Source organism: Blastococcus carthaginiensis (assembly GCF_030731085.1).
GTDB classification, from domain to species: Bacteria; Actinomycetota; Actinomycetes; order Mycobacteriales; family Geodermatophilaceae; genus Blastococcus; species Blastococcus carthaginiensis.
Genome location: NZ_JASNFN010000011.1, coordinates 1 through 26,445, shown reverse-complemented (window position 1 = coordinate 26,445; position 26,445 = coordinate 1). Strand labels below are relative to the sequence as shown.

At 74.9% G+C, this 26,445-nt stretch carries 26 protein-coding genes and 1 pseudogene; 24 read left to right on the top strand and 3 right to left on the bottom strand.

The genetic code is table 11. The annotated features are described in order from the left end of the window. The first annotated feature begins 39 nt into the window (after positions 1-39). The 4 genes from QOZ88_RS10705 (at position 40) to QOZ88_RS10690 (ending at position 5,001) form a co-directional block, all read left to right on the top strand. The gene (locus tag QOZ88_RS10705; protein WP_305999762.1) at positions 40-978 is read left to right on the top strand and encodes a LysR family transcriptional regulator; all 939 of its coding nucleotides are present in this window, start codon (positions 40-42) and stop codon (positions 976-978) included. Between the two features lie 87 nt (positions 979-1,065). Continuing rightward, a complete protein-coding gene (ispG, locus tag QOZ88_RS10700) occupies positions 1,066-2,226 on the top strand; it encodes a flavodoxin-dependent (E)-4-hydroxy-3-methylbut-2-enyl-diphosphate synthase (protein ID WP_305999761.1) in 1,161 nt (386 codons plus the stop codon). Positions 2,227-2,229: 3 nt separating this feature from the next. Then, a complete protein-coding gene (locus QOZ88_RS10695) occupies positions 2,230-3,081 on the top strand; it encodes a GNAT family N-acetyltransferase (RefSeq protein ID WP_305999760.1) in 852 nt (283 codons plus the stop codon). A gap of 30 nt (positions 3,082-3,111) precedes the next feature. Beyond that, positions 3,112-5,001, top strand: coding sequence for a penicillin-binding transpeptidase domain-containing protein (locus QOZ88_RS10690; RefSeq protein ID WP_305999759.1), 1,890 nt, complete (start codon positions 3,112-3,114; stop codon positions 4,999-5,001). 10 nt (positions 5,002-5,011) lie between these two features. On the opposite strand, the gene QOZ88_RS10685 is transcribed toward QOZ88_RS10690, so the two are convergent. Together QOZ88_RS10685 and QOZ88_RS10680 are read right to left on the bottom strand one after the other, a co-directional pair. Further along, a complete protein-coding gene (locus QOZ88_RS10685) occupies positions 5,012-5,473 on the bottom strand; it encodes a ferritin-like domain-containing protein (RefSeq protein WP_305999758.1) in 462 nt (153 codons plus the stop codon). Positions 5,474-5,485: 12 nt separating this feature from the next. Next, positions 5,486-5,974, bottom strand: a complete 489-nt coding sequence (locus QOZ88_RS10680; protein ID WP_305999757.1) for a hypothetical protein — start codon at positions 5,972-5,974, stop codon at positions 5,486-5,488. Between the two features lie 269 nt (positions 5,975-6,243). On the opposite strand from QOZ88_RS10680, the gene rimP reads away from it, so the two are divergent. The 12 genes and pseudogenes from rimP to larE all read left to right on the top strand — a co-directional run bounded on the left by rimP (position 6,244) and on the right by larE (position 16,887). Continuing rightward, positions 6,244-6,873: a ribosome maturation factor RimP gene (gene rimP / locus QOZ88_RS10675; protein ID WP_305999756.1), complete on the top strand. Its 630-nt coding sequence runs from the start codon at positions 6,244-6,246 to the stop codon at positions 6,871-6,873. After that, positions 6,870-8,021, top strand: coding sequence for a transcription termination factor NusA (gene nusA, locus QOZ88_RS10670; protein WP_305999755.1), 1,152 nt, complete (start codon positions 6,870-6,872; stop codon positions 8,019-8,021). The genes rimP and nusA overlap by 4 nt, the downstream gene beginning before the upstream one ends. Before the next feature lie 8 nt (positions 8,022-8,029). Next, on the top strand, positions 8,030-8,413 hold the full coding sequence (locus QOZ88_RS10665) for a YlxR family protein (protein WP_305999754.1): 384 nt from the start codon (positions 8,030-8,032) through the stop codon (positions 8,411-8,413). A gap of 61 nt (positions 8,414-8,474) precedes the next feature. After that, a pseudogene (locus QOZ88_RS10660) lies at positions 8,475-8,618 on the top strand (translation initiation factor IF-2 N-terminal domain-containing protein); the annotation flags it as partial. 939 nt (positions 8,619-9,557) lie between these two features. Then, complete coding sequence (infB, locus tag QOZ88_RS10655; RefSeq protein WP_305999898.1) at positions 9,558-11,393, top strand: translation initiation factor IF-2; 1,836 nt, start codon at positions 9,558-9,560, stop codon at positions 11,391-11,393. A gap of 153 nt (positions 11,394-11,546) precedes the next feature. Then, positions 11,547-11,840, top strand: coding sequence for a DUF503 domain-containing protein (locus QOZ88_RS10650; RefSeq protein WP_091933759.1), 294 nt, complete (start codon positions 11,547-11,549; stop codon positions 11,838-11,840). Between the two features lie 75 nt (positions 11,841-11,915). Continuing rightward, positions 11,916-12,437, top strand: a complete 522-nt coding sequence (gene rbfA, locus QOZ88_RS10645) for a 30S ribosome-binding factor RbfA (RefSeq protein ID WP_305999753.1) — start codon at positions 11,916-11,918, stop codon at positions 12,435-12,437. Next, on the top strand, positions 12,434-12,676 hold the full coding sequence (locus QOZ88_RS10640; RefSeq protein WP_305999752.1) for a hypothetical protein: 243 nt from the start codon (positions 12,434-12,436) through the stop codon (positions 12,674-12,676). The genes rbfA and QOZ88_RS10640 overlap by 4 nt, the downstream gene beginning before the upstream one ends. Beyond that, positions 12,673-13,743, top strand: coding sequence for a DHH family phosphoesterase (locus QOZ88_RS10635; RefSeq protein ID WP_305999751.1), 1,071 nt, complete (start codon positions 12,673-12,675; stop codon positions 13,741-13,743). The genes QOZ88_RS10640 and QOZ88_RS10635 overlap by 4 nt, the downstream gene beginning before the upstream one ends. 61 nt (positions 13,744-13,804) lie before the next feature. After that, positions 13,805-15,115 carry an MATE family efflux transporter gene (locus tag QOZ88_RS10630; RefSeq protein WP_305999750.1) on the top strand — a complete coding sequence of 437 codons (1,311 nt, stop codon included), beginning with the start codon at positions 13,805-13,807 and terminating at the stop codon, positions 15,113-15,115. Further along, positions 15,112-16,029, top strand: a complete 918-nt coding sequence (gene truB / locus QOZ88_RS10625; RefSeq protein ID WP_305999749.1) for a tRNA pseudouridine(55) synthase TruB — start codon at positions 15,112-15,114, stop codon at positions 16,027-16,029. Before QOZ88_RS10630 ends, truB begins: the two co-directional genes overlap by 4 nt. A gap of 21 nt (positions 16,030-16,050) precedes the next feature. Further along, positions 16,051-16,887 (top strand): ATP-dependent sacrificial sulfur transferase LarE, encoded by an 837-nt coding sequence (larE, locus tag QOZ88_RS10620; RefSeq protein WP_305999748.1) that lies wholly within the window; start codon positions 16,051-16,053, stop codon positions 16,885-16,887. On the opposite strand, the gene larB is transcribed toward larE, so the two are convergent. After that, on the bottom strand, positions 16,878-17,555 hold the full coding sequence (gene larB / locus QOZ88_RS10615) for a nickel pincer cofactor biosynthesis protein LarB (protein WP_305999747.1): 678 nt from the start codon (positions 17,553-17,555) through the stop codon (positions 16,878-16,880). The genes larE and larB overlap by 10 nt on opposite strands. A gap of 71 nt (positions 17,556-17,626) precedes the next feature. Between larB and QOZ88_RS10610 the strand changes: the two genes are divergently transcribed. From QOZ88_RS10610 to dapB, 8 genes are all read left to right on the top strand, one after another. Next, positions 17,627-17,965, top strand: a complete 339-nt coding sequence (locus QOZ88_RS10610) for an antibiotic biosynthesis monooxygenase family protein (protein WP_091933781.1) — start codon at positions 17,627-17,629, stop codon at positions 17,963-17,965. Between the two features lie 76 nt (positions 17,966-18,041). Next, complete coding sequence (locus QOZ88_RS10605) at positions 18,042-19,181, top strand: branched-chain amino acid aminotransferase (RefSeq protein WP_305999746.1); 1,140 nt, start codon at positions 18,042-18,044, stop codon at positions 19,179-19,181. Positions 19,182-19,201: 20 nt separating this feature from the next. Further along, complete coding sequence (locus tag QOZ88_RS10600; RefSeq protein ID WP_305999745.1) at positions 19,202-20,167, top strand: bifunctional riboflavin kinase/FAD synthetase; 966 nt, start codon at positions 19,202-19,204, stop codon at positions 20,165-20,167. Positions 20,168-20,422: 255 nt separating this feature from the next. Then, complete coding sequence (gene rpsO, locus QOZ88_RS10595; protein ID WP_091933787.1) at positions 20,423-20,692, top strand: 30S ribosomal protein S15; 270 nt, start codon at positions 20,423-20,425, stop codon at positions 20,690-20,692. Between the two features lie 291 nt (positions 20,693-20,983). Beyond that, a complete protein-coding gene (locus QOZ88_RS10590; RefSeq protein ID WP_305999744.1) occupies positions 20,984-23,257 on the top strand; it encodes a polyribonucleotide nucleotidyltransferase in 2,274 nt (757 codons plus the stop codon). A 75-nt stretch (positions 23,258-23,332) separates the two neighbouring features. Further along, entirely contained in the window at positions 23,333-24,706 is a 1,374-nt protein-coding gene (locus QOZ88_RS10585) for a M16 family metallopeptidase (RefSeq protein WP_305999743.1), read from the top strand. 8 nt (positions 24,707-24,714) lie between these two features. Beyond that, on the top strand, positions 24,715-25,062 hold the full coding sequence (locus tag QOZ88_RS10580; RefSeq protein ID WP_305999742.1) for a VanZ family protein: 348 nt from the start codon (positions 24,715-24,717) through the stop codon (positions 25,060-25,062). A 48-nt stretch (positions 25,063-25,110) separates the two neighbouring features. Next, complete coding sequence (gene dapB / locus QOZ88_RS10575) at positions 25,111-25,908, top strand: 4-hydroxy-tetrahydrodipicolinate reductase (RefSeq protein ID WP_305999741.1); 798 nt, start codon at positions 25,111-25,113, stop codon at positions 25,906-25,908. Positions 25,909-26,445: the final 537 nt, after the last annotated feature.

Below are 26,445 nucleotides of genomic sequence, written 5' to 3'. Positions count from 1 at the left end.
CAAGCGCAACATCGTGAACGGTGACTGTAGGTTGCCTTCATGATTGGCGAGCCGGCCGGGCTGTGGCAGCGGGTGGACCCCGCCCAGCTCCTCCTGCTGCGGGAGCTGGCCGAGCACGGGTCGGTGACCGCCGTCGCCCGGGCCACGACGCGCACGCCGTCCGCGGTCTCCCAGCAGCTCAAGGTGCTCCAGCGGCGGGTGGGCGTGCCGCTGGTCGAGCGGGCCGGTCGCGGCGTGCGGCTGACCGACGCCGGCCGGGCGCTCGCCGGCATCGCCACCGGCGTCGCCACCGCCCTGGCCGTGGCCGAGGCCGACTGGGAGGGGTACCGCGGCGGCGCCGGCGGGACGGTGCGGCTCGCGGTGTTCCACTCGGCCGGCGAACTGCTCGTGCCCGGGCTGCTCGACCGGCTGGCCGCGGCGCCGCAGATCACCCTGGAGACCCACGACGAGGACGTGTCCCAGGACGACTTCGCCGCGCTCACGGCCGACTACGACGTGGTGGTCGCGCACCGGTCCGACGACGTGGTGCCCCCGGCCCGCCCGCAGGTCGAGGTGCGGCTGCTCCTGCGGGAGCCGCTGGACGTCGCCCTGCCCCTCGACCACCCGCTGGCCCGGCGCGACCGGGTGAGCCCGCAGGACGTGATCGGCGAGCAGTGGATCGCCCCGCCGGCGGAGTTCCCGATCGACCGGGTGCTCACCGCCATCGCGGCCCGGGCCGGCGCCCCGGTGCGCGTCGTCCGCCGCACCACGCACCTGCCGCTCATGGAGAAGCTGGTCAGCCACGGGCACGGCGTCGCGCTGCTGCCCCGGCACACCACCCGGGAACGCACCGCGGGCCGGCTGGCGCTCGTGCCCCTGGCCGACCTGCGTGCCGGGCGGATCGTCGAGGCGCTCATGCGCCCGGACAAGGCGGCCCGGCGGGCGGTGCGGACGGTGGTCGACGCGCTCGTCGCCGAGGCCGCCGCCTACCCCGGCTGACGGGCTCCGCGGACCCGTCGCGTCCCCGGACGCGCACGTCACAGCGGCTCCACCGGCGCCGACGCCCCGGCGGGGGATACTGGGCCCATGGCGATCCCCGTCGGCCTCGGCATGCCCGCTGCTCCTCCGCCCGTGCTGGCCCCGCGCCGCAAGACCCGGCAGCTGGACGTCGGCGGGGTCGGTGTCGGCAGCGACTTCCCGGTCAGCGTCCAGTCGATGTGCACGACCAAGACCGCCGACATCAACGCCACGCTCCAGCAGATCGCCGAGCTCACCGCCTCGGGCTGCCAGATCGTGCGGGTCGCGGTGCCCGACACCGACGACGTCGAGGCGCTGCCGATCATCGCCAAGAAGTCGCAGATCCCGGTGATCGCCGACATCCACTTCCAGCCGCGGTACGTGTTCGCCGCGATCGACGCCGGCTGCGCCGCCGTCCGCGTGAACCCGGGCAACATCAAGAAGTTCGACGACAAGGTCGGCGAGATCGCCAAGGCGGCCAAGGGCGCCGGCATCCCGATCCGCATCGGCGTCAACGCCGGCTCGCTGGACAAGCGGCTGCTCGCCAAGTACGGCAAGGCGACGCCGGAGGCGCTCGTCGAGTCGGCGCTCTGGGAGTGCTCGCTGTTCGAGGAGCACGACTTCCGCGACATCAAGATCTCGGTCAAGCACAACGACCCGGTGGTCATGGTGCGCGCCTACGAGCTGCTCGCCGCGCAGTGCGACTACCCGCTGCACCTCGGCGTCACCGAGGCGGGCCCCGCGTTCCAGGGCACCATCAAGTCCGCCGTCGCGTTCGGCGCCCTGCTCTCCCAGGGCATCGGCGACACCATCCGCGTCTCCCTCTCGGCCCCGCCGGCCGAGGAGGTCAAGGTCGGCAACCAGATCCTGGAGTCGCTGAACCTCAAGCAGCGCGGCCTGGAGATCGTCAGCTGCCCCTCGTGCGGGCGCGCCCAGGTCGACGTCTACAAGCTCGCCGACGAGGTCACCGCCGGGCTCGAGGGCATGGAGGTTCCCCTCCGGGTCGCCGTCATGGGCTGCGTCGTCAACGGCCCCGGTGAGGCCCGCGAGGCCGATCTCGGCGTGGCCTCCGGCAACGGCAAGGGCCAGATCTTCGTCAAGGGCGAGGTCATCAAGACCGTGCCCGAGTCGCAGATCGTCGAGACGCTGATCGAGGAGGCGCTGAAGATCGCCGGTGAGCAGGCGGCCGCCGGCGAGCCCTCCGGGCCGCCGGTCGTCTCCGTCGGCTGAGCCGTGCTCCGTACGCCTGCGGCCCGCGTCCTCGACGAGGCCGACGAGCCGGCCGTGCACCGGCTGCTCGCGACGGACCCGGTCGCGGCCTGCGTGATCGCGGGCCGGGTGGAGGCCGCGGGCACGGCGGCGGTCTCGCTGGGCGCCCCGCTCTGGGGCATCGGCAGCGGCCGGGAGCTGGACGCGATCTGCCTGGCCGGCGCGAACCTCATCCCCTTCGCCCTGCCCGGCAGCGAGCGCGCCGCCGCCGTCGCCTTCGCCGAGCGGGCCCGCCGGGCGGGGCGTCGCTGCTCCACCATCGTGGGCCCCTCCGCCGCCGTGGCGCCGCTGTGGGACCTGCTGGCGCCCGCGTGGGGGCCGGCCCGGGACCACCGGCCCCGGCAGCCGCTCATGGCGATCGACGGCCCGCCCGCCGTCGCCCCCGAGCCGCGGGTGCGGCCGGTGCGCCCCGGGGAGCTCGACGTGCTGCTCCCGGCCGCCGTCGCGATGTTCACCGAGGAGGTGGGCGTGAGTCCGCTCCGGGTCGACGGCGGTGCCGGCTACCGGGCGCGGGTCGACGAACTGGTGCGGGCCGGGCAGTCGCTGGCTTGGATCGAGGACGGGCGCGTCCTGTTCAAGGCGGAGATCGGTGCGGTCTGCCGGGCGACCTGCCAGGTGCAGGGCGTCTGGGTCGCGCCGCCGCTGCGGGGGCAGGGCATCGGTACGGCCTGCACCGCCGCGGTCGTCGAGTACGCCCGCGCGGTCATCGCCCCGGTGGTCAGCCTCTACGTCAACGACTACAACGCCCGGGCCCGCGCCTCCTACCGCCGGGTGGGTTTCCGCGAGGTCGGCGAGTACGCCAGCGTCCTGTTCTAGACCGTCGCCCCCGTCTGAGAACCTGTGCCGGTGCGCACCCGCCCCACCCCCGTCGTGCTGGCCTCGCTCCTGCTCGCCGTGCCCGTGCTGGCCGGCTGCTCGGGCAGCGAGGACGAGGTGCGCGCGGCCGCGGAGGCGTTCCTCGACGACTGGTCGGCCGGTGACCTCGCCGCCGCGGCCGGTGCGACCACCGACCCCGCGTCGGCCACCGCCCTGCTCGAGCAGATCGCCGGCGACCTGCCCGGCGCCGGGCTGGCCGCCGACATCGGCGAGGTGACCGTCGAGGACGACGTCGCCACCGTCGGCTGGACCGCGACCTGGGACCTCGAGGCGGCACCCGAGTGGACCTACGAGGGCACCCTGCGGCTGCGCGAGGGTGACGACGCCTGGCAGGTGGTCGCCGAGCCGGCCCTCGTCCACCCCGAGCTGGGGGAGGGCCAGCACCTGGAGCTCGACCGGCAGCTGCCGGAGCGGGCGCCGATCACCGACGCCTCCGGCGCCCCGCTGTTCGCCCCCACCGAGGTGGTCCGGGTCGGCGTCGACCCCGCCCAGGTCACCGACCTGCCGGCGCTGGCCGCGGCGCTGTCGGCGGCGACGGGGATCGCCGCGGAGGAGATCGTCGCCGCCGTCCAGGCCGCACCGGAGGGGCAGTTCGTCCCGGTCATCGACCTCCGCCGGCCGCAGTTCGAGCAGATCCGCGCCCAGGTGTTCGACCTGCCCGGGGCCGTCTTCCCGACCGACACCCGGCTGCTCGCCCCGTCGTCGCGGTTCGCCGTCGCGCTCCTGGGCCGGGTCGGCCCGGCGACGGCGGAGCTCCTCGAGGAGACCGCGGTCGACGGGGAGCCGCGCTACGCAGCCGGTGACCAGCTCGGGCTCTCCGGGCTGCAGCGCGCGTACCAGGAGCAGCTGAGCGGTACCGCGGGTTTCACCATCGCGGTGGTCAGCACGGACGAGGCGACGGGGGACACCGGCCGCGAGATCGCCGCGGTGCCCCCGGTCGCCGGCGAGCCGGTCCAGACCCCGCTGGTGCCCGCGATCCAGACGGCCGCCGAGGCCGCCGTCGCCACGCAGCCACTGCCCGCCCACCTCGTCGTCGTGCGCCCCGGGACGGGGGAGATCCTGGCCGTCGCCTCCAACGAGCCGGCCAACCCCGGCAACGCGCTCACCGGGCAGTTCCCGCCGGGGTCGAGCATGAAGGCGGTGACCGCGACCGCGCTGCTGGGCGACGGCGGCCTCACCCCGCAGACGCCGGTGCCCTGCCCGGCGACGACGGTCGTCGAGGGGCGCGAGTTCGAGAACCAGGACCAGTTCGACCTGGGCACCGTCCCGTTCACCGAGGCCTTCGCGCAGTCCTGCAACACCACGTTCATCCAGCAGGCGCTGGAGCTGCCGGAGGCCGCCCTCGCCGACGCGGCGGCCGCCTACGGCGTCGGCACCGACTGGGAGCTGCCGGTCGACGTCTTCGGGGGCAGCGTCCCGCGCGACAGCACCGGGACGACCAGGGCGGCGAACGCGATCGGGCAGGGGGAGGTGCTGATGAGCCCCGCCCAGCTGGCCCTGGTCGCCGCGGGGATCGCCGGGGGCACCCCCGTCGCGCCGGTGGAGGTCGTGGGGGCCGCGGCGGCGGGGCCGGCGCCGGCCGGACCGGCGGCCGGGGTGCTCGACGCCCTGCGGCCGATGATGCGGCAGGTCGTGCTGTCGGGCACGGCGCAGGCGCTGGCCGACCGGGGCGAGGTCTACGGCAAGACCGGCACGGCCGAGTTCGGCACCGCCAGCCCGCCGGAGTCGCACGGCTGGTTCGCGGGCTACCAGCTGGGCGGCCCGCAGGGCGACATCGCCTTCGCGACCCTCGTGGAGGCGGGGCAGTCCAGCAGCGCCGCCGTCGCCGTCACCGACGCCTTCCTCGGCGCCCTGGGCTGACCCGCCGCGGCTACGTCGCGGGGAGCCCCGGCAGGGCGCTGGTGACCGGCGTCCGCCCCGCGGCCTCGCGCCAGCCGACGGCCCGCACCTCGGCGGGGCCGAGCACCTCCACCGCCAGCGCCCGCGTGGTCCGCTCCGCCGCCTGGTCCAGGACCCGCACCCAGGCGGCCGTGACGCCCTCCTCCAGGACGACGGCGAGGGCGGCGGCGTCCACCGGCGACAGCACCGGGAAGGGCAGCTCGTAACCGGCCTCGGGGAGCACCGGCTCGGCGCCGCGCCCGTCGAGCAGCGTGATCAACCGGTCCCGCACCTCGCGGTGGCCGGCCTCGGCGGCCGCGGCGGCGGCGCGCCCGTCCGCGCCGAGCGCTGCACCGACCGCGCCGTACCCCCACACGGCGGCGTGCTCGGCGGCCAGCGCGGCGTTCAGGGCGGCGTCCTCGGCGGAGGTGCCGGTGGTCTCGTCGTCAGCCATCGCGGTCCTCCGTCATGCCAGTCGTGCCTCGTGGCCGCGCAGGCCCGCGGCGATGGAGCCCAGCAGCGCCGCCCGGGCGCCGGACTGCCCCAGGGCGGCGGCGGCGTGGGAGGAGGCGGCGGCGGCGACCTGCGCACGCAGCCAGGCCTGGCCCTCACCGGGTGGCGGAGCATCGGCCGGCGGGGCGGCCGAGCGGCTGCTCCCGGGGGCGGCCGCCCGCAGGCGGTCCAGCTGCTCCTCGGCCTGGGTCGCGAGGACGCCGGCCGCCGCGGCGAGGGCGGGGTCGGCGTCGAAGGCGGTCTCGTACGCCCGGACCAGGGTCTCCTGGACGCCGACCTGCGCGGCCAGCTCGTCGGCCTGGGCGCTGGTCACGGTGTCGCGCTCATCCACCGGCGGGGAGGAGGTGCACCCGGCGGCCGCGGCGGCGAGACCGGCGGCGGACGCCGCCAGCAGCGTCCGGCGGGTGAGCGTCCGCGGGCCGGGACGGGTGGTGGGAGACATCACCCCCATCCTCGCAGCCGGGGGCGCCGGCACGCGGTCCTCCGGGCGGCCGGGCGTGCCGCGTCGTCGTGACGTCCGCCGCACGCCAGCGCCCCCCGGCCCCTGTCCCCCCGGTCCGGCCGCCCCGCGCCGGGCCGGGGGGCCGGGGCGGGCGGTAGCCTGAGCACTTCCTCTCGACACCGGGCCCGGCCAGCGACGCAGGTCCGCGGCGCCGGGCCGCAGAACTGCGCGCACGGCACCGTGCCGCCGACGAGCCTGAGGAGGCCAGCGTGTCCGCCTCTCGCGGAACCCAGCGGAGCGATCCCGCCACCGATCGGCTGACCGGCTGGATCCGGCCGGTCGTCACCGAGGCGGGGTACGACCTCGAGGAGCTCGTCGTCACCCCGGCCGGCCGGCGCAGCGTCGTCCGCGTCGTCGTCGACCGCGACGCGGGGATCACCCTCGACGACATCGCCGAGGTCAGCCGGGCGGTCTCCGACGTGCTGGACCGCAACGACGACGGCATGGGCCGCACCCCCTACGTGCTCGAGGTGACCAGCCCCGGGGTGGACCGGCCGCTCACCGAGCCGCGCCACTGGCACCGGAACACCGGGCGGCTCGTGGCGGTGGGCGTCGGCCCGGCCGGGGCCACCGAGCAGCTCACCGGGCGGATCACCGCGGTGGACGAGGACGGCGTCATCCTGGCCGTCGAGGCGAAGGGCAAGCCGGGCGCGAAGAAGCGCCCCCCGCAGCCGCGCCGGGTGCCCTGGGCCGAGCTCGGGGCCGGGCGGGTGCAGGTGGAGTTCGGCCGGGCCGACCCCCTCGACGACAGCACGGACGACATCGCGGAGCACGACGCCGCCGAGCACGACGACCTGGACCAGGCCGGGCTCGCGGACGACGACGGAGGAGAGAAGTGAACATCGACGTCACCGCGCTGAAGGCGGTGGAGCGGGAGAAGGGCATCCCGGTCGACACGGTCATCGAGGCGCTCGAGACCGCCCTGGTGACCGCCTACCGGCACGCCGACGGCGCGGCCAAGCACGTGCGCGTGCACGTCGACCGCAAGAGCGGCGAGGTCGCCGTGCTCGCGCAGGAGATCGGCCCCGACGGCGAGGTCGTCCGCGAGTGGGACGACACCCCCTCGGACTTCGGCCGGATCGCCGCCAGCACCGCCAAGCAGGTCATCGTCCAGCGGCTGCGCGATGCCGAGCACGAGCAGACCTTCGGCGAGTACGCCGGCAAGGAAGGCGACATCGTCAGCGGCATCGTCCAGGCCGACCAGCGGCGCAACGCCAGCGGCATCGTGATGATCGACATCGGCAAGGTCGAGGCCGTGCTGCCCTCCGCCGAGCAGGTGCCGGGCGAGTCCTACGCCCACGGCAGCCGGATCAAGGCCTACGTCGTCGCCGTGTCCCGCACCTACCGCGGCCCGCAGGTCACGGTGTCGCGCACCCATCCCAACCTGGTGCGCAAGCTTTTCGCGCTCGAGGTGCCCGAGATCGCCGACGGCAGCGTCGAGATCGTCGCGGTCGCCCGCGAGGCGGGGCACCGGTCGAAGATCGCGGTGCGCACCTCCGTGCCAGGGCTGAACGCCAAGGGGGCCTGCATCGGCCCGATGGGCCAGCGGGTGCGCAACGTCATGAGCGAGCTGCACGGCGAGAAGATCGACATCGTCGACTGGACGGACGACCCGGCATCGTTCGTCGCCTCCGCGCTCAGCCCGGCCCGGGTGTCCAACGCCCAGCTGGTCGACCCGCAGGCCAAGGCGGTGCGCGTGGTGGTCCCCGATTACCAGCTGTCGCTGGCGATCGGCAAGGAGGGGCAGAACGCCCGCCTGGCCGCGCGGCTGACCGGCTGCCGGATCGACATCCGCAGCGACGCCCAGGACGACGACGCCGGCGCGACCCCCTCGCCGGGGGTGGGCCGCCCGCCGCTGCGCTCCGGCCTGCCCCCTCACCCGGGCGGGGGGCGCGGCGGTGCCCCGGGGGGCCGATCGCAGGCTCCCGCGGGCGGTTCGCGCTCGGCTCCCCGCCGCGCGGAACAACGCGGACCGGCCACGCGCTAGAGTTGCGGATGGCCGAAACGTCGAATCCGGTCCGCACCTGCGTGGGGTGCCGGAAGCGCGCGTCGGTCGACGACCTGCTGCGCGTCGTCGTCGTGGCCGGGAACGTGGTTCCCGATCCGCGGCGGCGCCTCCCCGGTCGTGGTGCCTCGCTGCACCCGACCGCGGGGTGTCTGCGCGCAGCGGAGCGACGCCGGGCCTTCCCGCGGGCGCTGCGCAGCAGCGCCCCGGTGGAGGTCGGTCCGCTCCGGGCCCACGTCCTGGGCGCCTCTCCGGGGGCCGCCGGGACCGGGCCGGGAGAGGGCGGGAGCAGTACCCAGTCGGGCCGGCACCAGGCCGGTCCGCACGTCGACAGGACACCGTCGGATGACTCAGCCGTGAAGTTCTCACGATGACCATGCGCCACTAACGACGAGGTCGAGCGGGCAAGCCGCCGGCCTCACCAAGAGGAGACCCGTGCCAGGCAAAGCCCGCGTACACGAACTCGCCAAGGAGTTCGGTGTCGACAGCAAGACCGTGCTCGCCAAGCTCAAGGAGCAGGGCGAGTTCGTGAAGTCCGCGTCCTCCACCGTCGAGGCCCCCGTGGCCCGGCGGCTGCGCGAGGCGCTCGGCGCCGCCACCGGCGGCGGCAACGACGGGGCCGCCGCCCCGCGCCCGAGCGCACCCGCGCCCCGACCGGCCGCCCCGGCGCCGCAGGCCGCCCCCCAGGCGCCGGCTGCTCCGCAGGCCCCGGCCGCGTCGGCTCCGGCCCGCCCGGCCGGCCCCGGACCTCGTCCGGGTCCGCGCCCGACTGCGCCCGCTCCGCAGGCGCCGGCCGCCCAGGCCCCGGCTCCGCAGGCCCCGGCTCCGCATGCCCCGGCTCCGCAGGCGCCTGCCGCCCAGGCTCCCGCGGCGCCGCCGCAGCAGCCGTCCGCGCCCCGCCCCGGTGCGTCCCGTCCGGCCCCGGCCGGTGGCGGTGCCCCCGGCGGTCCGCGTCCCGGTCCGCGGCCTGCTCCCCGTCCGGGCAACAACCCCTTCAGCAGCACGCCCCGCCCCGGCCCCGCGGCCGGTGGCTCCCGTCCGGGCCCGTCCGGTGGGCCCCGCCCCGCGCCCGGCGCGGGCGGTCCCCGTCCGGCGCCCGGTGCGGGCGGTCCGCGCCCCGGTCCGGGCGGTCCCCGTCCCGGCGCCGGTCCCGGCGGTCCCCGTCCGGCGGCCGGTCCCGGTGGCCCGCGCCCGAACCCGGGCATGATGCCGCAGCGTCCTTCGCCCGGCATGATGCCGCCCCGTCCCGCCGGTGGCGGCCGACCGGGCGGTGGGCCCGGCGGTGCCGGCCGCGGCCGGCCGGGTGGTCCCGGTGCCGGCGGCGGTGGCTTCCGTCCCGGTGGCGGCGGCGGTGCCGGTGCCCCCGCAGGCGGTGGTTTCCGCGGTGGCGGCGGTGGCCGTGGCCGTGGTCGCGGCGGCTCCGGTGCCGGTACGGCCGGTGCCTTCGGGCGTCCCGGTGGCCGGGGTCCGGTCCGCGGGCGCAAGAGCAAGAAGCAGCGGCGTCAGGAGTTCGACTCCATGGCGGCCCCCAGCATGGGCGGCGTCAGCCTGCCGCGCGGCAACGGGCAGACCGTCCGGCTGCCCCGCGGCGCCTCGCTGACCGACCTTGCCGAGCGCATCAACGCCCAGCCGGCCGCGCTGGTCACCGCCCTGTTCCACCTGGGCGAGATGGTCACCGCGACGCAGTCGGTGAACGACGAGACGCTGCAGCTGCTCGGTGCCGAGATCGGCTGGGTCATCCAGGTCGTCAGCCCCGAGGACGAGGACCGCGAGCTGCTCGAGACCTTCGACCTCACCTTCGGTGACGAGGAGGGTGACGAGGAGGACTGGTCCGCCCGTCCGCCGGTGGTGACCGTCATGGGTCACGTCGACCACGGGAAGACGAAGCTGCTCGACGCTCTGCGCGACGCCAACGTGGTGGCCCGCGAGGCCGGCGGCATCACCCAGCACATCGGCGCCTACCAGATCGTCACCGAGCTCGACGGCAACGAGCGTCCGGTCACCTTCATCGACACCCCGGGTCACGAGTCGTTCACCGCGATGCGTGCCCGCGGCGCGAAGGTCACCGACATCGTCGTCCTCGTGGTCGCCGCCGACGACGGCGTCATGCCGCAGACGGTCGAGGCGCTCAACCACGCCCAGGCCGCCGAGGTGCCGATCGTGGTCGCGGTGAACAAGGTGGACAAGGAGGGGGCCAACCCCGCCAAGATCCGCCAGCAGCTCACCGAGTACGGCCTGGTCGCCGAGGAGTACGGCGGCGAGACGATGTTCGTCGACGTCTCGGCGATCACCCGGCAGGGTCTCGACAACCTGCTCGCGGCGATCCTGCTGACCGCCGACGCCTCGCTGGACCTGCGTGCGAACACCGAGCAGGACCCGCAGGGTGTGGTCATCGAGGGCAAGCTGGACAAGGGCCGCGGCCCCGTCGCCACGGTGCTCGTCCAGCGCGGCACGCTGCGCCAGGGCGACTCGATCGTGGCCGGCGACGCCTACGGTCGCGTCCGGTCGCTGCTCGACGAGCACGGCAACAAGCTGAAGGAGGCCCTGCCGGCCCGCCCCGTGCAGGTCGTGGGCCTCACCTCGGTGCCCCGTGCCGGTGACACCTTCCTCGTCGTCGACGAGGACCGCGTCGCCCGGCAGATCGCCGACCGCCGCCAGGCCCGCATCCGCAATGCGCAGAACGCCTCGATGCGCAAGCGGATCAGCCTGGAGGACCTCGACGCGGCGCTCAAGGAGAACCGTCAGCTCAACCTGATCATCAAGGGCGACAACTCGGGCACCGTCGAGGCGCTCGAAGAGGCGCTGATGAAGATCGAGGTCGACGACGAGATCTCGCTGCGGGTCATCCACCGCGGCGTCGGCGGGATCACCAAGAGCGACATCGACCTGGCGCTGGCCGACGACGTCATCGTCCTGGGCTTCAACGTCCGGGCCGAGGGCCAGGCCACCGAGCTCGCCAACCGCGAAGGGGTGGACGTCCGGTACTACACGGTCATCTACCAGGCGATCGACGAGATCGAGGCCGCGCTCAAGGGCATGCTCAAGCCGGTCTACGAGGAGGTCCAGCTCGGGACGGCGGAGGTCCGCGAGGTCTTCCGGGTGCCCAAGGTGGGCAACGTCGCCGGTTCGCTGGTCCGCAGCGGCACGATCGTGCGCAACTCGAAGGCGCGCCTGATCCGTGACGGTGCCGTGGTCGCCGACAACCTGTCGGTGGACTCCCTCCGCCGGTTCAAGGACGACGCGACCGAGGTCCGCGAGGGGTACGAGTGCGGTATCGGCCTGGGGTCGTACAACGACATCAAGGTCGACGACGTGATCGAGACCTTCGAGCTGCGCGACAAGCCGCGCGACTGATCGGCCCCGCGGTCCCCTGATGATCAGGTCACCTGATCATCAGGGGACCTGGCTCACCGTCGGCGGTGAGCCAGGACCCCACCAGCTGAGCCAGGAGGCCCGTCTCGGCCGCGGAGTGCGTTCGGCGGCTCCCGGAGGAAGAGGACGATCGCCGTGTTCACCGGGACGCTGATCGCGGACCTGCTGCTGGGCGACGTCCACTCGCTCAAGGGCAAGCGCGCCGTGGTGCGGCCGATCGTGGCCGAGCTCCGGCGCCGGTTCGCCGTCGCCGCGGCGGAGGTCGGCGACCAGGACCTGCACCGCCGGGTGCAGATCGGGATCGCCACCGTCGCGGGGGAGGCCGGCCAGGTCACCGACGTCCTCGACGCCTGCGAGCGGTTGCTGGCGGAGCGGCCGGAGGTGACGCTGCTGTCGACCCACCGGCAGCTGTTCAGCGACAGCGATTGAAGGACGCCCTCTCCCCACGGCTCGCCGCGGGACCCTGCGAGGGGGCCGTTCCACCCACGAACCTTGGAGGTCCCGATGGCCGATCCGGCCCGTGCACGCAAGCTGGCGGTGCGCATCCGGCAGATCGTCTCCGCGGCGATCGAGTCGCAGATCAAGGACCCCCGCCTGGGCATGGTCACCGTCACCGACGCCCGGGTGACGAGCGACCTGCGCGAGGCCACGGTGTTCTACACCGTGTACGGCGACGAGACCCAGGTCGCCGACTCGGCGAAGGCGCTCACCAGCGCCACCGGGGTGCTGCGGTCCACCGTGGGTCGGCAGACCGGCATCAAGTTCGTCCCGTCGCTGACGTTCGTCGCCGACATCGTGCCCGACACGGCGCGCGAGCTCGAGGAGGCGCTCGAGCGGGCCCGGCACGCCGACGCAGAGCTCGCCCGCGCCCGGGAGGGCGCCAGCTACGCCGGCGAGGCCGACCCCTACCGGCGGCCCGCGGAGGACGAGGACGACGACGAGCACGACGTGGACGCCCCGGCCGACCGCGGACCTGCCGATGACGGCGGCGAGGACCTGACGCCCCGGACGAGGAGCACCCTGTGAGCGAGATCGATCCCGACCCGAACCTGCCCGACGAGGGTCAGGGCCGCTCCGAGCTGGGTGGCCGGCCGGCGCCCGATGCGGGCGACCCGACCCAGGGCGGCCAGCGCGGCCAGATCGGTGACGTGCCGAGCATCGCCCGGGACGAGCCGGACGACGGCGGCCCGGGATACCCGGTGGGCGGCGGCGACATCACCGAACGGCAGGGCGGCCGGGTCGCCGACCCCGACCCCACCGAGTGACCCCCCGGCTCCCGATCGGTGGCGCGGCCGAGGACCTCGCCACCGCCACGCGGTCGGCCGCCGCGGTGCTCGCCGAGGCGGCCCGGGAACGGGCGACCGTGGTGCTCTCCGGGCACGTCCAGCCCGACGCCGACGCCCTCGGGAGCACCCTCGCGCTGGCCGAGGGGCTGCGCCGGCGCGGTGCCCGGGTGCTCGCCACCTTCCCCGGTCCGTTCACCCTGCCCGCCTCGCTCGGGTGGATCCCCGGTGCCGAGGGCCTGGTGCCCGCCGACGCCGTCCCGTCGTCCCCGGACGTCTTCGTCAGCCTCGACGCGGCCTCGCCCGGACGCCTCGGCGAGCTGGCCCCGCTGCTCGACCGCGCCGGTACCTCCGTGGTCGTCGACCACCACGCCAGCAACCCCGGCTTCGGGCGGGTGCGCCTGGTGGACCCGGCCGCCCCCGCCACGGTCACGCTCGTCGCCGACCTGCTCGACGGCCTGGGCGTGGCGCTGGACGCCCGGCTGGCCACCTGCCTCTACGCCGGGCTCGCCGCCGACACCGGCTCCTTCCGGTTCGGCAGCACCCGGCCGGAGACCCACGAGCTCGCCGCCCGCCTGCTCGCCACGGGCATCGACCACGCCGCGATCAGCCGCCGGCTGTTCGACACCGCCCCCTTCGGCTGGCTCGGGCTGCTCTCGGTCGTCGCCGGCCGCGCAGCGCTCGAGCGGGAGGTGGGCGCCGGGCTGGTCTGGACCTGGTCCAGCACCGCCGAGGCGGCCGAGCACGGCCTCCCCGGGGAGCAGCTCGAGGCGCTCGTCGACGTCGTCCGCTCCACCGCGGAGGCCGACGTCGCCTGCGTGCTGAAGGGGCAGGACGACGGGTCGTGGTCGGTGTCGCTGCGCTCCCGGGGCGCCACCGACGTGTCCCGGGTGGCCACGGCGCTCGGCGGGGGCGGCCACCGCGCGGCGGCCGGCTACACCTCCCACCTCGACCGGGCGAAGACCGTGGAGGCACTCCGCACCGAGCTGTTCTCCCTGTCGGCCTCCGGCCTCCCCCCGCGACCAGGTGCCGTCCCCGACGGGCGCTGAGCCGGACCCGGCCGCCGCGTCGGGAAGCCTCCGGCGCCCGCGCACCGACGACAGCGATCCGGTGGGGACGGCGTCGCGGCCGGCGTCCGTCCTCTCCCTCGCGCTGCCGGCGCTGGTCGTGCTCGCGGCCGAGCCGCTGTACCTGCTGGTGGACACCGCGGTCGTCGGCAACCTCGGGACCGTCGCGCTCGGCGGGCTCGCCGTCGGGGGCGGGTTGCTGGCGTGGGCCGCCGCGCTGCTGAACTTCCTGGCCTACGGCACCACCGCGCGCGCAGCCCGCCGCGCCGGCGCCGGTGATCGGGCCGGCGCCGTCGAGGAGGGCGTGCAGGCGACCTGGCTCGCGCTCGGCCTCGGGGTGCTCGTGCTGGCCCTGTTCCAGGTGCTGGCCGGGCCGCTGACCCGGGCGCTCGCCGGTGGGGCGGGACCGGTCGCCACGGCGGGGGAGGAGTGGCTGCGGGTCGCCGCGCTCGGAGCTCCCCTGCTGCTGGTCTCGCTGGCCGGGAACGGCTGGCTGCGCGGGGTGCAGGAGCTGCGCCGCCCGGTGCGCTACGTCGTCGCGGGGAGCCTACTGAGCCTCGTCCTGTGCCCCCTGCTGGTGCACCCGGCAGGGCTGGGCCTCGTCGGCTCCGCGGTGGCGAACGTGGCCGGGCAGGCGCTCACCGCCGCCCTGTTCGTGCGCGCGCTGCTGCGCGAGGGCGCCACCTGGGGGGCGCGTCCGCGCGCCATCGTCCGGCAGCTGGTCATCGGCCGGGACCTGCTGCTGCGGGCCGCGGTGCTCCAGCTGTCGTTCCTCGTCGCCGCCGGTGTCGCCGCGCGCGCCGGGACCGCCGCCCTGGCGGCGCACCAGATCGCCCTGCAGCTGTTCTTCTTCCTCGCGCTGGTCCTGGACGCATACGCGATCGCCGCGCAGACGCTCGTCGGTCACGCGCTCGGCGGCGGACGCCCCGACGAGGCCCGTGCCACCGCGCGCCGGGTGGTCCTGTGGGGCCTGAGCACCGGCTGCCTCGTGGCGGTCGTGCTGCTCGCGCTCCGCGACGTGCTGCCGCCGCTGTTCACCGACGACCCCGCGGTCCTCGCGCAGGCCGCCGTCGTCTGGTGGTTCCTCGCGTGCTTCCAGCCGCTGGCGGGCGTGGTGTTCGCCCTGGACGGCGTGCTGATGGGCGCCGGCGACGTCGGGTACCTGCGGACGGTCACGATCGCGGCCGCGCTGGTCGGCTTCCTGCCGCTGTCGCTGCTCGCCGGGCCGCTCGGGCTGGGCCTCGCCGGCATCTGGACCGGCCTCACGCTGTTCATCGCGCTGCGGCTGCTCGCCGTCCTGGTGCGGGTGGCGGGTGACCGGTGGCTGGGGGCACCTGAGACGGTGAGGACGTGAGCCCCCGACGCCCTGACGCCGACGTGCCGCCCGGTCTGCTGCTCGTGGACAAGCCCGGCGGCATGACCTCCCACGACGTCGTCGCCCGCGCCCGCCGGGCGCTGTCGGTGCGCAAGATCGGGCACGCCGGCACGCTCGACCCCATGGCCACCGGGCTGCTGGTCCTGGGCGTCGGCACCGCGACCCGGCTGCTCGGGTACGTCGGCGGCCACGACAAGACCTACGAGGCCACGATCCGGCTCGGGCAGGCGACGGTCACCGACGACCGCGAGGGCGAGGTGCTGAGCTCCACCTCCGCGGCGCACCTCGGGGACGACGACGTCCGGGCGGCCCTGGCCGCGCAGACCGGGCCGCTGCAGCAGGTGCCGTCGGCGGTGAGCGCGGTCAAGGTCGACGGTCGCCGGTCCTACGACCGCGTGCGGGCGGGGGAGGCCGTGGAGCTCGCCCCGCGTTCGGTCACCGTGCACCGGCTCGAGGTCCACCGCACCGCCCGTCCCGAGGACGACGTGCTCGACGTCGACGTCACGGTCGACTGCACCGCCGGCACCTACATCCGCGCCATCGCCCGCGACGCCGGTGCGGCGCTGAGCGTCGGCGGCCACCTGACCGTGCTGCGCCGCACCGCGTCGGGCCCGTTCGCGATCGCGCAGGCGGGAACCGTCGAGGACGCCGCCGCCTCGCTGGTCGCCGGCGGCGGTCCCGGGTTCCTGGGTCTCACCGAGGCCGCCCGGCTGGTCTTCCCCGAGCGCCCGCTCACCGCCGAGGAGGCGCGGGCGCTGGGCTACGGCCAGCGCATCCCCGCCACCGGTGCGGCCGGCCTGCACGCCGCCGTGGACCCCGATGGCCGGCTGTCGGCCCTGGTCGAGGACGCCGGTCGCACGGCGCGTGTCGTCGTCGGCTTCCCGCCGGCCTGAGCCGGTGGCAGCCTGGCGACCGTGACCCTCGACGCCCGGCTGGCCGACCTCGACGCGCTGCTGCGCCCGCTGCCCGGGGTGCTCGTCGCGTTCTCCGGAGGCGTGGACTCCGGCGTGCTCCTCGCCGCCGCGGTGCGCGCGCTCGGGACCGGCCGGGTGGTCGCGGCCACCGCCGTCTCGGCCAGCCTGCCGGCCGGCGAGCTCGCGGGTGCGGGGGAGTTCGCGGCGTCGCTCGGCGTCCGGCACGAGCGGCCCCGCACCGACGAGCTGTCCCGTCCCGGGTACCGCGCCAACGCCGGGGACCGGTGCGCCTTCTGCAAGACCGAGCTGGTCGAGGTGCTCCGCCCGCTGGCCGACCGGCTGGGCATCGACGACGTCGTCACCGGGACCAACGCCGACGACGTCGTGGCCGGCTTCCGGCCGGGCATCCGCGCGGCGGCCGAGCGGGGCGCCTGGACGCCGCTGGCGCGGGCCGGGCTGGGCAAGGACGACGTCCGCGCCGCCGCCCGCCGCTGGGGGCTGCCGCTGGCCGACAAGCCCGCTGCGGCCTGCTTGGCCAGCCGGATCGCGTACGGGGTGCCGGTGTCGGCCGCGGGGCTGGCACGGGTGGAGCACGCCGAGGCGGCGCTCCGGGCCGCGCTCGCGGGCGCGGGGCTGCCGGTGCGCGACCTCCGGGTGCGGGACCTGGGGGAGGACCGCGCCCGCGTGGAGGTCGACGCCGCGCTGGTGGCCGACGTGGCGGCGCGGCCGGAGCTCCTGTCGGCGGTCGCCGGGTTCGCCGCCGTGGAGGTGGACCCGCGCGGTTTCCGGTCCGGCTCGATGAACGAGCTGCTGCCCGATCCCGTCCGCTACCGCTGAGCCGAGCGGGCGATCCGGGCGGCGGCGACCCCGGCTCCGAACCCGTTGTCGATGTTGACGACGAGCACGCCGGGCGCGCAGGCCGTGAGCATGGTGAGCAGCGCGGCCAGCCCCTCGAAGGCGGCGCCGTAGCCCACCGACGTGGGGACGGCGACGACGAGGCGGTCGGTCAGCCCGGCGACGACGCTGGGCAGCGCACCGTCCATCCCGGCGACCACGACCACGGCGTCGGCCGCGCCCAGGTCCGGTGCGACGGCGAGGACCCGGTGGATCCCCGCCACCCCGACGTCGTCGACCCGCCGGCAGCCCACGCCACACGCGCGCAGCGTGGCGGCGACCTCCGCGGCCACCGGACCGTCGGAGGTGCCCGCGGTGAGCACGAGCACCTCGCCGACCGGGTCCGGCACCGCCCCCACGAAGGCGCACCCCGCCTCCTCGTCGACGACGGCGTCCGGCCACCGCTCGCGGATCGCCGCCGCGGTGGCGCCGTCGACCCGGCTCGCCCAGGCGAACGGCGTCGGGGACCCCTCGAGCAGCGCGGCCAGGCACGCCACGGTCTGGTCGGCGGTCTTGCCGGCCGCGAAGATCACCTCCGGGGTGCCCGTACGGGCCTCGCGGTCCAGGTCCAGGCGGGCGAAGCCCAGGTCTGCGGTGCGGGGTGCGCTCACCCGCACCAGCGTGCCGCACGCGCGGCCGGTCGGGCGGTTGGCGCGGACGCCGTCCGGGAAGGGGACCGACCATGAGCGTCGTCAAGATCAACGCGATCACCGTGCCGAAGGACAAGCAGGAGCGCTTCGAGGAGCGGTTCCGCGGGCGCGCCGGAGCCGTGGAGAGCACGCCGGGCTTCGAGTGGTTCGAGCTGCTCCGTCCGGTCGAGGGCACCGACCAGTACCTCGTCTACACGCGGTGGAGCAGCGTGGAGGCCTACGAGGCGTGGCAGTCCAGCCAGGACTTCGACCGCGCCCACGACGGCGGCGGCGACACCCTCGCCTCCGCCGCCCCGCACTCGGCGCACGTCTGGACCTACGAGGTGCTCGAGACCGCCGGGCCGAAGGGCGAGCACCAGGGGCAGGCCTGAGCCGGGTTAGTGTGACGGCACCGGCCCCGCACGCCCGCGGGCCGGTGCCGATCCCTCGCACGCCCGGGTAGGAGCCATGACCGACACGCTCGCCGACAGCCGCACCTCGTCCCGGACGTTCGTCGACGGCGTGCCGGTGGTCGTGGAGGACGTGCAGCGCCGTTCCACCACCGAGCGCGAGGAACTGCTCGCCGACCCCGGCTTCGGCCGCTACTTCACCGACCACATGTTCGTGGCCCGGTACCAGGTCGGCCGCGGCTGGTACGACGCCCGGCTCACGCAGTACGGCCCGCTGCCGATGGACCCCGGCACCGCCGCGCTGCACTACGCGCAGTCGATCTTCGAGGGGCTCAAGGCCTACGCGCAGCCCGACGGCAGCGTGGCCACCTTCCGCCCCGAGGCCAACGCCGCGCGCTTCGTCCGCAGCGCCGAGCGGCTGGCGATGCCACCGGTGCCCGAGCAGGCCTTCCTCGCCGCCGTCGACGCGCTCGTCGACGCCGACCGCGCCTGGGTGCCCACCGGGCCGGACCAGACGCTGTACCTGCGCCCGTACCAGCTGGCCAGCGAGTCCTTCCTCGGCGTCCGGCCGGCGCACGAGTACCTCTTCCTGGTCATCGCCAGCCCGGCCGGCGCCTACTTCCCGCGCGGCGTGCACCCCGTCTCGGTCTTCGTCTCCGAGGACTACGTGCGGGCCGCGCCCGGCGGGACCGGCGACGTCAAGTGCGCCGGCAACTACGCCGCCAGCCTGCGGCCCCAGCAGCAGGCCAGCGAGCTCGGCTGCGACCAGGTCGTCTACCTCGACGCCGTGGAGCGGCGCTCCATCGAGGAGCTGGGCGGGATGAACCTGTTCTTCGTCCTGGGGTCCGGCGAGGACGCCGAGCTGGTCACCCCCGAGCTCTCCGGCACGCTGCTGCCGGGCATCACCCGTGACTCGCTGATCACCGTCGCCCGCGAGCTCGGGCACCGCGTGACCGAGCGGAAGGTGACCCTCGACGAGTGGCGCAGCGGCGCGCTCGACGGCTCGATCACCGAGACCTTCGCCTGCGGGACGGCCGCCGTCATCACGCCGGTCGGCCAGATCCGTGCCCGCACCGGTGACTTCACCGTGGGCGACGGCGAGCCCGGGCCGGTCACCATGCGGCTGCGCGAGACGCTGCTCGACATCCAGCACGGGCGGGTGGCCGACACCCACGGCTGGCTGCACCAGGTCTCCTGACCGCGGCGGGGGACGGTCGCGTGCTGCGCTGGCGGGGGCTGGAGGCCACCCCCGGTGACCTCGGGCGGACCGTGGTCACCGTCGGGATGTACGACGGCGTGCACCGCGGGCACCAGAAGCTCATCGGGGCGGCCGTCGCGCGGGCCCGGGCGATGCGGCGTCCCTGCCTCCTGCTGACCTTCGACCCGCACCCGGCCGAGGTCGTGCGGCCGGGATCGCACCCGGCGATCCTGACCTCCCTGGACCGCAAGGCGGAGCTCGTCGCGGAGCTCGGGGTGGACGCCATGTGCGTGCTGCCCTTCACCGCGGAGTTCATGAAGCTCCCGCCGGAGACGTTCACCCACACCGTGCTCGTCGAACGGCTGCACGCCGCGCAGGTGGTGGTGGGGGAGAACTTCACCTACGGGCACCGCGCCGCCGGCACCGTCACCACGCTGACCGCGGAGGGGCGCCGCTTCGGCTTCGCCGTCGAGGGGGTGTCCCTGGCCCAGGACGCCTCGGAGGACGGCGAGGTGACCATCTCCTCGACCTACGTCCGCGCCTGCGTCGCCGCCGGCGACCTGGTGCCCGCGGCCCGTGCGCTCGGCCGGCCGCACCGGGTCGACGGCGTGGTGGTGCGGGGGGACCGCCGCGGCCGCGACCTCGGCTACCCGACGGCGAACGTCGAGACGCCGCCGTACACCGCGATCCCCGCCGACGGTGTCTACGCCGGGCACCTGGTCACCCGCGACCCGCGCAGCGGGGCCAGCCGCGAGCGGTTCCCGGCGGCGATCTCGGTGGGCACCAACCCCACCTTCCAAGGCAGCCGCCGCACGGTGGAGGCCTACGTGCTGGACTACGACGGCGACCTCTACGGCGAGCACGTCGGCGTCGAGTTCGCCCTGCGGCTCCGGCCCATGGCCGCCTTCGCCGACGTGGAGGGCCTGCTCGCCGCCATGGCCAAGGACGTCGAGGACACCCGCCACGTCCTGGGGTTGACGAACTGACGGGAGCAGGTCGCACCGAGTGGGACCCGGAGGGTTCCGCGCAGGGACGACGCAGCGGCTAAGCACCGTGGGGACGGCATCTGGTGGCGGTCGGAGTCCGGAGGACGACGCCGGACATGGCCTCCGGCCCCCACTCGGTCCGACCGGCCGATCACCGCTGGTAGTCTCGTCGCCAGCCGTGCATGCACGGCTGTGTGAGAGCTGCCCTCGTGAGTCAGACCGGGGGCCACACGTGACCCGCCCAGGAGGCGAACCATGGCGCTCGACAGCGCGACGAAGCAGCAGATCATGACCGAGTACGCGACGGTCGACAAGGACACCGGTTCGCCCGAGGTGCAGGTCGCGATGCTGTCCCGCCGGATCAGCGACCTCACCGAGCACCTCCGGCACCACAAGCACGACCACCACAGCCGGCGGGGCCTGCTCCTGCTGGTCGGCCGGCGCCGCCGGCTGCTGAACTACCTGGCGAAGACCGACATCAACCGCTACCGGTCGCTGATCGAGCGGCTCGGCCTGCGCCGATAGCACGTCGAGGGGACCGCTCCGGGTAACCGGGACGGTCCCCTCTCTCGTGCGGCACCCGCCGCACGGGCCACGGTGAGCAGCCCGACGCGTCCGTCGCAGAGGGCCGGTCCTCGGTAGTGGCCCCCGGGACACCCCGAGCACGGGGAGTGGTCCTCCGCCCGACGGGGAACCAGCACCGCCCGAGGGCTTCGATCGAAGACCGGTCGCCCCGGACGCCGACGGCGTGCACCGCCGTACGAGGAAGTCGCACCTGGCAAGGGGCCGGCTGCGACCAGACGAGAGAAGGACAGCGTGTCCGCACCCACCACCAGCGGCCCGATCGCCGCCGAGTTCGACCCCGAGGACGGGGTCACCACCGCCACCGCGGTCATCGACAACGGCAGCTTCGGCAGCCGCAGCATCACCTTCGAGACCGGCCGGCTGGCCAAGCAGGCCGCCGGCTCCGTCGTCGTGACGATGGGCGACAGCATGCTGCTGTCGGCCACCACGGCCGGCCGTCAGCCCAAGGAGCACTTCGACTTCTTCCCGCTGACCGTCGACGTCGAGGAGCGGATGTACGCCGCGGGTCGCATCCCCGGCTCGTTCTTCCGCCGCGAGGGCCGGCCGTCGGAGGACGCGATCCTCACCTGCCGGCTGATCGACCGCCCGCTGCGGCCGACCTTCGCCAAGGGCCTGCGCAACGAGGTCCAGGTCGTCATCACCGTCATGGCCCTGGACCCCGAGCACCTCTACGACGTCATGGCCATCAACGGCGCGTCGGCCTCCACCCAGCTGTCGGGCCTGCCGTTCTCCGGCCCCGTCGGCGGCACCCGCGTCGCGCTCATCCGCGGCCAGTGGGTCGCCTTCCCGACCCACGCGGAGCTCGAGGAGGCCGTCTTCGACATGGTCGTCGCCGGCCGCCTCCTGCCGGACGGCGACGTCGCGATCATGATGGTCGAGGCCGAGGCCACCGAGAAGACGATCGAGCTCGTCGCCGGTGGCGCCAGCGCCCCGACCGAGGAGGTCGTGGCCCAGGGCCTCGAGGCCGCCAAGCCCTTCATCAAGGCGCTGTGCGAGGCGCAGAGCGCGATGGCCGCCAAGGCCGCCAAGCCGGTCGCGGAGTTCCCGCGCTTCCTGGACTACCAGGACGACGTGTACGCCGCCGTGGAGTCCGCCGCGCTGACCCGCCTCGGCGAGGTGCAGGCCATCGCCGGCAAGCAGGAGCGCGAGGACGCCACCGAGGCGCTCAAGGACGAGGTCAAGGCTGCGCTCGCCGACCAGTTCGAGGGTCGTGAGAAGGAGGTCTCCGCCGCCTTCCGCGCCGTCACCAAGAAGGTCGTCCGGCAGCGGATCCTGCGTGACAAGGTCCGCATCGACGGCCGTGGCGTCACCGACATCCGGCCGCTGTCGGCCGAGGTCGAGGTCGTGCCCCGCGTGCACGGCTCGGCGCTGTTCGAGCGCGGCGAGACCCAGATCCTGGGCATCACCACGCTGAACATGCTCCGCATGGAGCAGCAGCTGGACACGCTGTCGCCGGACAACCGCAAGCGCTACATGCACAACTACAACTTCCCGCCGTACTCCACCGGCGAGACCGGCCGCGTGGGCTCGCCCAAGCGGCGCGAGATCGGCCACGGCGCGCTCGCCGAGCGCGCCCTGCTGCCGGTGCTGCCCGACCGCGAGGAGTTCCCCTACGCGATCCGGCAGGTCTCCGAGGCGCTGGGCTCCAACGGCTCCACCTCGATGGGCTCCGTCTGCGCCTCGACGCTGGCCCTGCTCAACGCCGGTGTGCCGCTGCGGGCGCCGGTCGCGGGCATCGCGATGGGCCTGGTCTCCGACCAGGTCGACGGCAAGACGGAGTACGTGGCGCTGACCGACATCCTCGGTGCCGAGGACGCGTTCGGTGACATGGACTTCAAGGTCGCCGGCACGCGGGAGTTCGTCACCGCGCTGCAGCTGGACACCAAGCTCGACGGCATCCCGTCCGACGTGCTCGCCCAGGCGCTGACCCAGGCCCGCGCCGCCCGGCTGCACATCCTCGACGTGATGAACGAGGCGATCGACGCCCCGGACGAGATGAGCCCGTACGCCCCGCGCGTGACCACGGTGCGCATCCCGGTCGACAAGATCGGCGCGGTCATCGGCCCCAAGGGCCAGATGATCAACGCGATCCAGGACGAGACCGGCGCCGACATCACCATCGAGGACGACGGCACGATCTACGTCGGCGCCTCCGACGGCCCCTCGGCCCAGGCCGCGGTGGACCGGATCAACGCCATCGCCAACCCGCAGATGCCCAAGGTCGGCGAGCGCTTCCTCGGCACGGTCGTCAAGACCACGCCGTTCGGCGCCTTCGTCTCCCTGCTCCCGGGCAAGGACGGCCTGGTCCACATCAGCAAGCTCGGTGGCGGCAAGCGCATCGGCAAGGTCGAGGACGTCGCGAACGTCGGCGACAAGATGCAGGTCGAGATCACCGACATCGACGCCCGCGGCAAGATCAGCCTCGCGCCGGTCGCCGCCGAGGGTGCCGACGGTGCCGAGGCCCCCGCCGACGCCCCGGCCGAGGCCGCCCCTGCGGGTGAGTGACCGAGCTTGCGAGGTCACTCCGAGGATGCAGCACCTGTGGGCACGGAGTTGACGAGCGCCAGCGAGGAAGGCTCCGTGACCACGACCGATCTGATCCGGGCCGGGGTGGGCGCCGCTTCTCCGGGAGCGGCCCCCACCCCGGTTCCCGTCGGGACGACCGCGCTGCTCGACCTCGACGAGGTCGGCGGCCGGGTGGAACGCACGGAGCTCCCCGGGGGGCTCCGCGTGCTCACCGAGACGATGCCGGGCGTGCTGTCGGCGACCCTCGGCATCTGGGTGGCCGTGGGCTCGCGCGACGAGACTCCGGACGTCGCCGGGGCGTCGCACTTCCTCGAGCACCTGCTGTTCAAGGGGACGACGTCGCGCGGGGCGCTGGAGATCGCGACCGCCATGGACGCCGTCGGCGGTGAGATGAACGCGTTCACCGCCAAGGAGCACACCTGCTACTACGCGAACGTGCTCGCCAGCGACCTCCCGCTCGCGGTGACGCTGCTGGCTGACCTGGTCACCGAGGCGACCAACACGGCGGCGGACCTGGAGTCCGAGCGGACGGTGGTGCTCGAGGAGATCGCCATGCGCGACGACGAGCCTTCGGACGCCGTGCACGACCTGTTCGCCGAGACGCTCTACGGCGACACCTCGCTGGGTCGCTCCGTGCTGGGGACCGTCGAGTCGATCGAGGGACTCACCCGCGACGACGTCGACGGCTGGTACCGCTCCCGCTACGCCGCCCCGTCGATCGTCGTGACGGCGGCCGGGCGGGTGGACCACCGGCAGGTGCTCGACCTGGTGACGGCGGCGTTCGGCGACCGGCTCTCCGGCACCGCTCGCCCCGCACCGCTGCGGACCGGTGACGTGGACCTCGTCCGGCCGGCACGCAGCACGGGGCTGATCTCCCGCCGTACCGAGCAGACCCACCTGCTGCTCGGCACGCCCGCGATGGGCCGGCTCGACGAGCGCCGCTACGTCGCCGCCGTCCTGGACGCCGCCGTCGGTGGTGGCATGAGCTCCCGGCTGTTCCAGGAGATCCGGGAGAAGCGCGGCCTGGTGTACAGCGTCGGGTCAGCGCTGACCCACTACGCCGGCGCGGGCGCCTTCTCGGTGTACGCCGGCTGCTCGAAGAAGCGCGTGCCCGAGGTGCTCCGCCTGGTCCGCGAGGAACTGGGGCGGGTCGCCGCCGACGGGCTGACCTCCGAGGAGGTGGCCCGGGCGCGCGGCCAGCTGAAGGGCGGGCTGGTGCTCGGCCTGGAGGACACCGGCTCGCGCATGAGCCGGCTCGGCAAGAGCGAGCTGTCCTACGGCGAGTACGTGCCGGTGCGCGACGTGCTGGCGCGCATCGAGTCCGTCGACGAGACCCAGGTGCGGTCGGTGGCGGGGGAGCTGTTCGGCCAGGAGACCTGCCTGGCCGTGGTGGGCCCCTACCGCGAGTCCGACCTCGACCGGCTCTGACCCGACGGATGCGGACGACGCGGACCGGGCTGCCGCAGGCGGCTTTCGCGGTCGCGCTGCTGGTCTCCGTCGTCGTCCTGTTCCTGCCGGCCTCGGGGGTGCCGACCGCACCCCCGGGCACCGACAAGGCGGTCCACCTGCTCGTCTTCGCCGCCCTGGCGGTGGCCGGGCGGTGGGCCGGCCTGCCCCACCTGCCGCTCGGGGCCGGTCTCGCGGTCTACGCCCTGGGCAGCGAGCTGGTGCAGGGGCTGACCCCGCTGGGCCGGTCGATGTCCCTCGCCGACGTGGTGGCCGACATCGCGGGCATCCTGCTGGGACTGCTCGCGTGGGCAGCCCTCAGCCGGCGGGCGCGCTGACCCGGCGCCTGTCTTGCGTCCGGGCGCCGGGCCGGGAAACCTGACCGCGTGACGACGACCGCGACCGACCAGCAGCCCGCCCCCGCCGATCGGGAGTCCCTCCTCATCCCGGTGGGGGTGCTCGGCGCCCGCGGCCGGATGGGGACCGAGGTGGTCAAGGCGGTGAACGACGCCGACGACCTGGAGCTCGTGGCCATGGTCGACGACGGCGACTGGCTGTTCAACGTGGCCGACGCCGGCGCGCAGGTCGTCGTCGACTTCACCCGCCCCGACGTGGTGATGGACAACATCCGGTTCTGCATCGACAACAACATCCACTGCGTCGTCGGGACGACCGGCTTCGACGAGGCCCGCCTGGCCACCGTCGCCGAATGGCTCGAGCCCAAGCCCGAGCTGGGCGTCGTGATCGCCCCCAACTTCGGCATCGGGGCGATCCTGCTCATGCGCTTCGCCCAGGAGGCGGCGCGCTTCTTCCCGTCGGTCGAGGTCGTCGAGCTCCACCACCCGAACAAGGTGGACGCGCCCTCGGGGACGGCGGTGCGCACCGCGCGCCTCGTGGCGTCGGCCCGGCGGGCGGCCGGCCTGCCGCCGGTGCCGGACGCCACCACCGACGAGCTGCCCGGCGCCCGGGGCACCGACGTCGAGGGCGTGCGCGTGCACGCGGTCCGGCTGGCCGGCCTCGTCGCCCACCAGGAGGTGCTGCTCGGAGCCGCGGGGGAGTCGCTGACCCTGCGGCACGACTCGTTCGACCGCGCGTCCTTCATGCCCGGCGTGCTCCTGGCGGTTCGGGAGATCAGCCGGCGCCCCGGTCTCACCGTCGGCATCGAAGGGTTCCTGGGGCTCTAGGAGGACCTGCTCCCCCCGCCGCGCGTGAGCCCCGACGCGCCCCTGCAGAGCAGGGCCGTTCCCGCACGTCCTGCGCTCGGCGTGAGCCCTGGCAAGGCGGCCGCCCGGGACCGGCGCGGGGTCCGGCGCGGGACCCCGCAGGGCAGCCACCAGCGCTGGCACGGGGTTCGACGCGGGTCCTCGCCCAGCGCAGGACCGGGTTCGGCCGGCGGGCTGCGCGGGACGACCCGGCGGTGTGACGCGGACCGCTCTCCGGGGACTTGCGCACGGGCCCGCGAGGTCGTGTATGTTTCTCCATGCGCCGCGCGGCCCGGGAGGGCCGCCGGACCAGCCCCCGCTAGACGGGCTGCTGGAAACCGGCGTAGAGTTGGACATCCAGCCAGGGACGAAGCCCGGAAGGGTCGAGTTTCTGCGCGTCCGCTCCTTGAGAACTCAACAGCGTGCCGAAAGTCAGTGCCAAGTAATACCCCGTGCCGGTCTTCGGATCGGCTGGGATTCCTTTGGTTGATTGATATCGAGAGTGTCAGCTCTCGGTTC

Bases quoted from the DNA above. Each gene is read 5' to 3' on its own strand.
- QOZ88_RS10610 (WP_091933781.1), top strand. From the start codon at position 17,627: ATGAGCGTCGTCAAGATCAACGCGATCACCGTGCCGAAGGACAAGCAG.
- QOZ88_RS10705 (WP_305999762.1), top strand. From the start codon at position 40: ATGATTGGCGAGCCGGCCGGGCTGTGGCAGCGGGTGGACCCCGCCCAG.
- QOZ88_RS10665 (WP_305999754.1), top strand. From the start codon at position 8,030: ATGGCCGAAACGTCGAATCCGGTCCGCACCTGCGTGGGGTGCCGGAAG.
- QOZ88_RS10580 (WP_305999742.1), top strand. From the start codon at position 24,715: ATGCGGACGACGCGGACCGGGCTGCCGCAGGCGGCTTTCGCGGTCGCG.
- ispG (WP_305999761.1), top strand. From the start codon at position 1,066: ATGGCGATCCCCGTCGGCCTCGGCATGCCCGCTGCTCCTCCGCCCGTG.
- QOZ88_RS10680 (WP_305999757.1), bottom strand. From the start codon at position 5,974: ATGTCTCCCACCACCCGTCCCGGCCCGCGGACGCTCACCCGCCGGACG.
- rbfA (WP_305999753.1), top strand. From the start codon at position 11,916: ATGGCCGATCCGGCCCGTGCACGCAAGCTGGCGGTGCGCATCCGGCAG.
- QOZ88_RS10685 (WP_305999758.1), bottom strand. From the start codon at position 5,473: ATGGCTGACGACGAGACCACCGGCACCTCCGCCGAGGACGCCGCCCTG.
- rpsO (WP_091933787.1), top strand. From the start codon at position 20,423: ATGGCGCTCGACAGCGCGACGAAGCAGCAGATCATGACCGAGTACGCG.
- infB (WP_305999898.1), top strand. From the start codon at position 9,558: ATGGCGGCCCCCAGCATGGGCGGCGTCAGCCTGCCGCGCGGCAACGGG.
- QOZ88_RS10605 (WP_305999746.1), top strand. From the start codon at position 18,042: ATGACCGACACGCTCGCCGACAGCCGCACCTCGTCCCGGACGTTCGTC.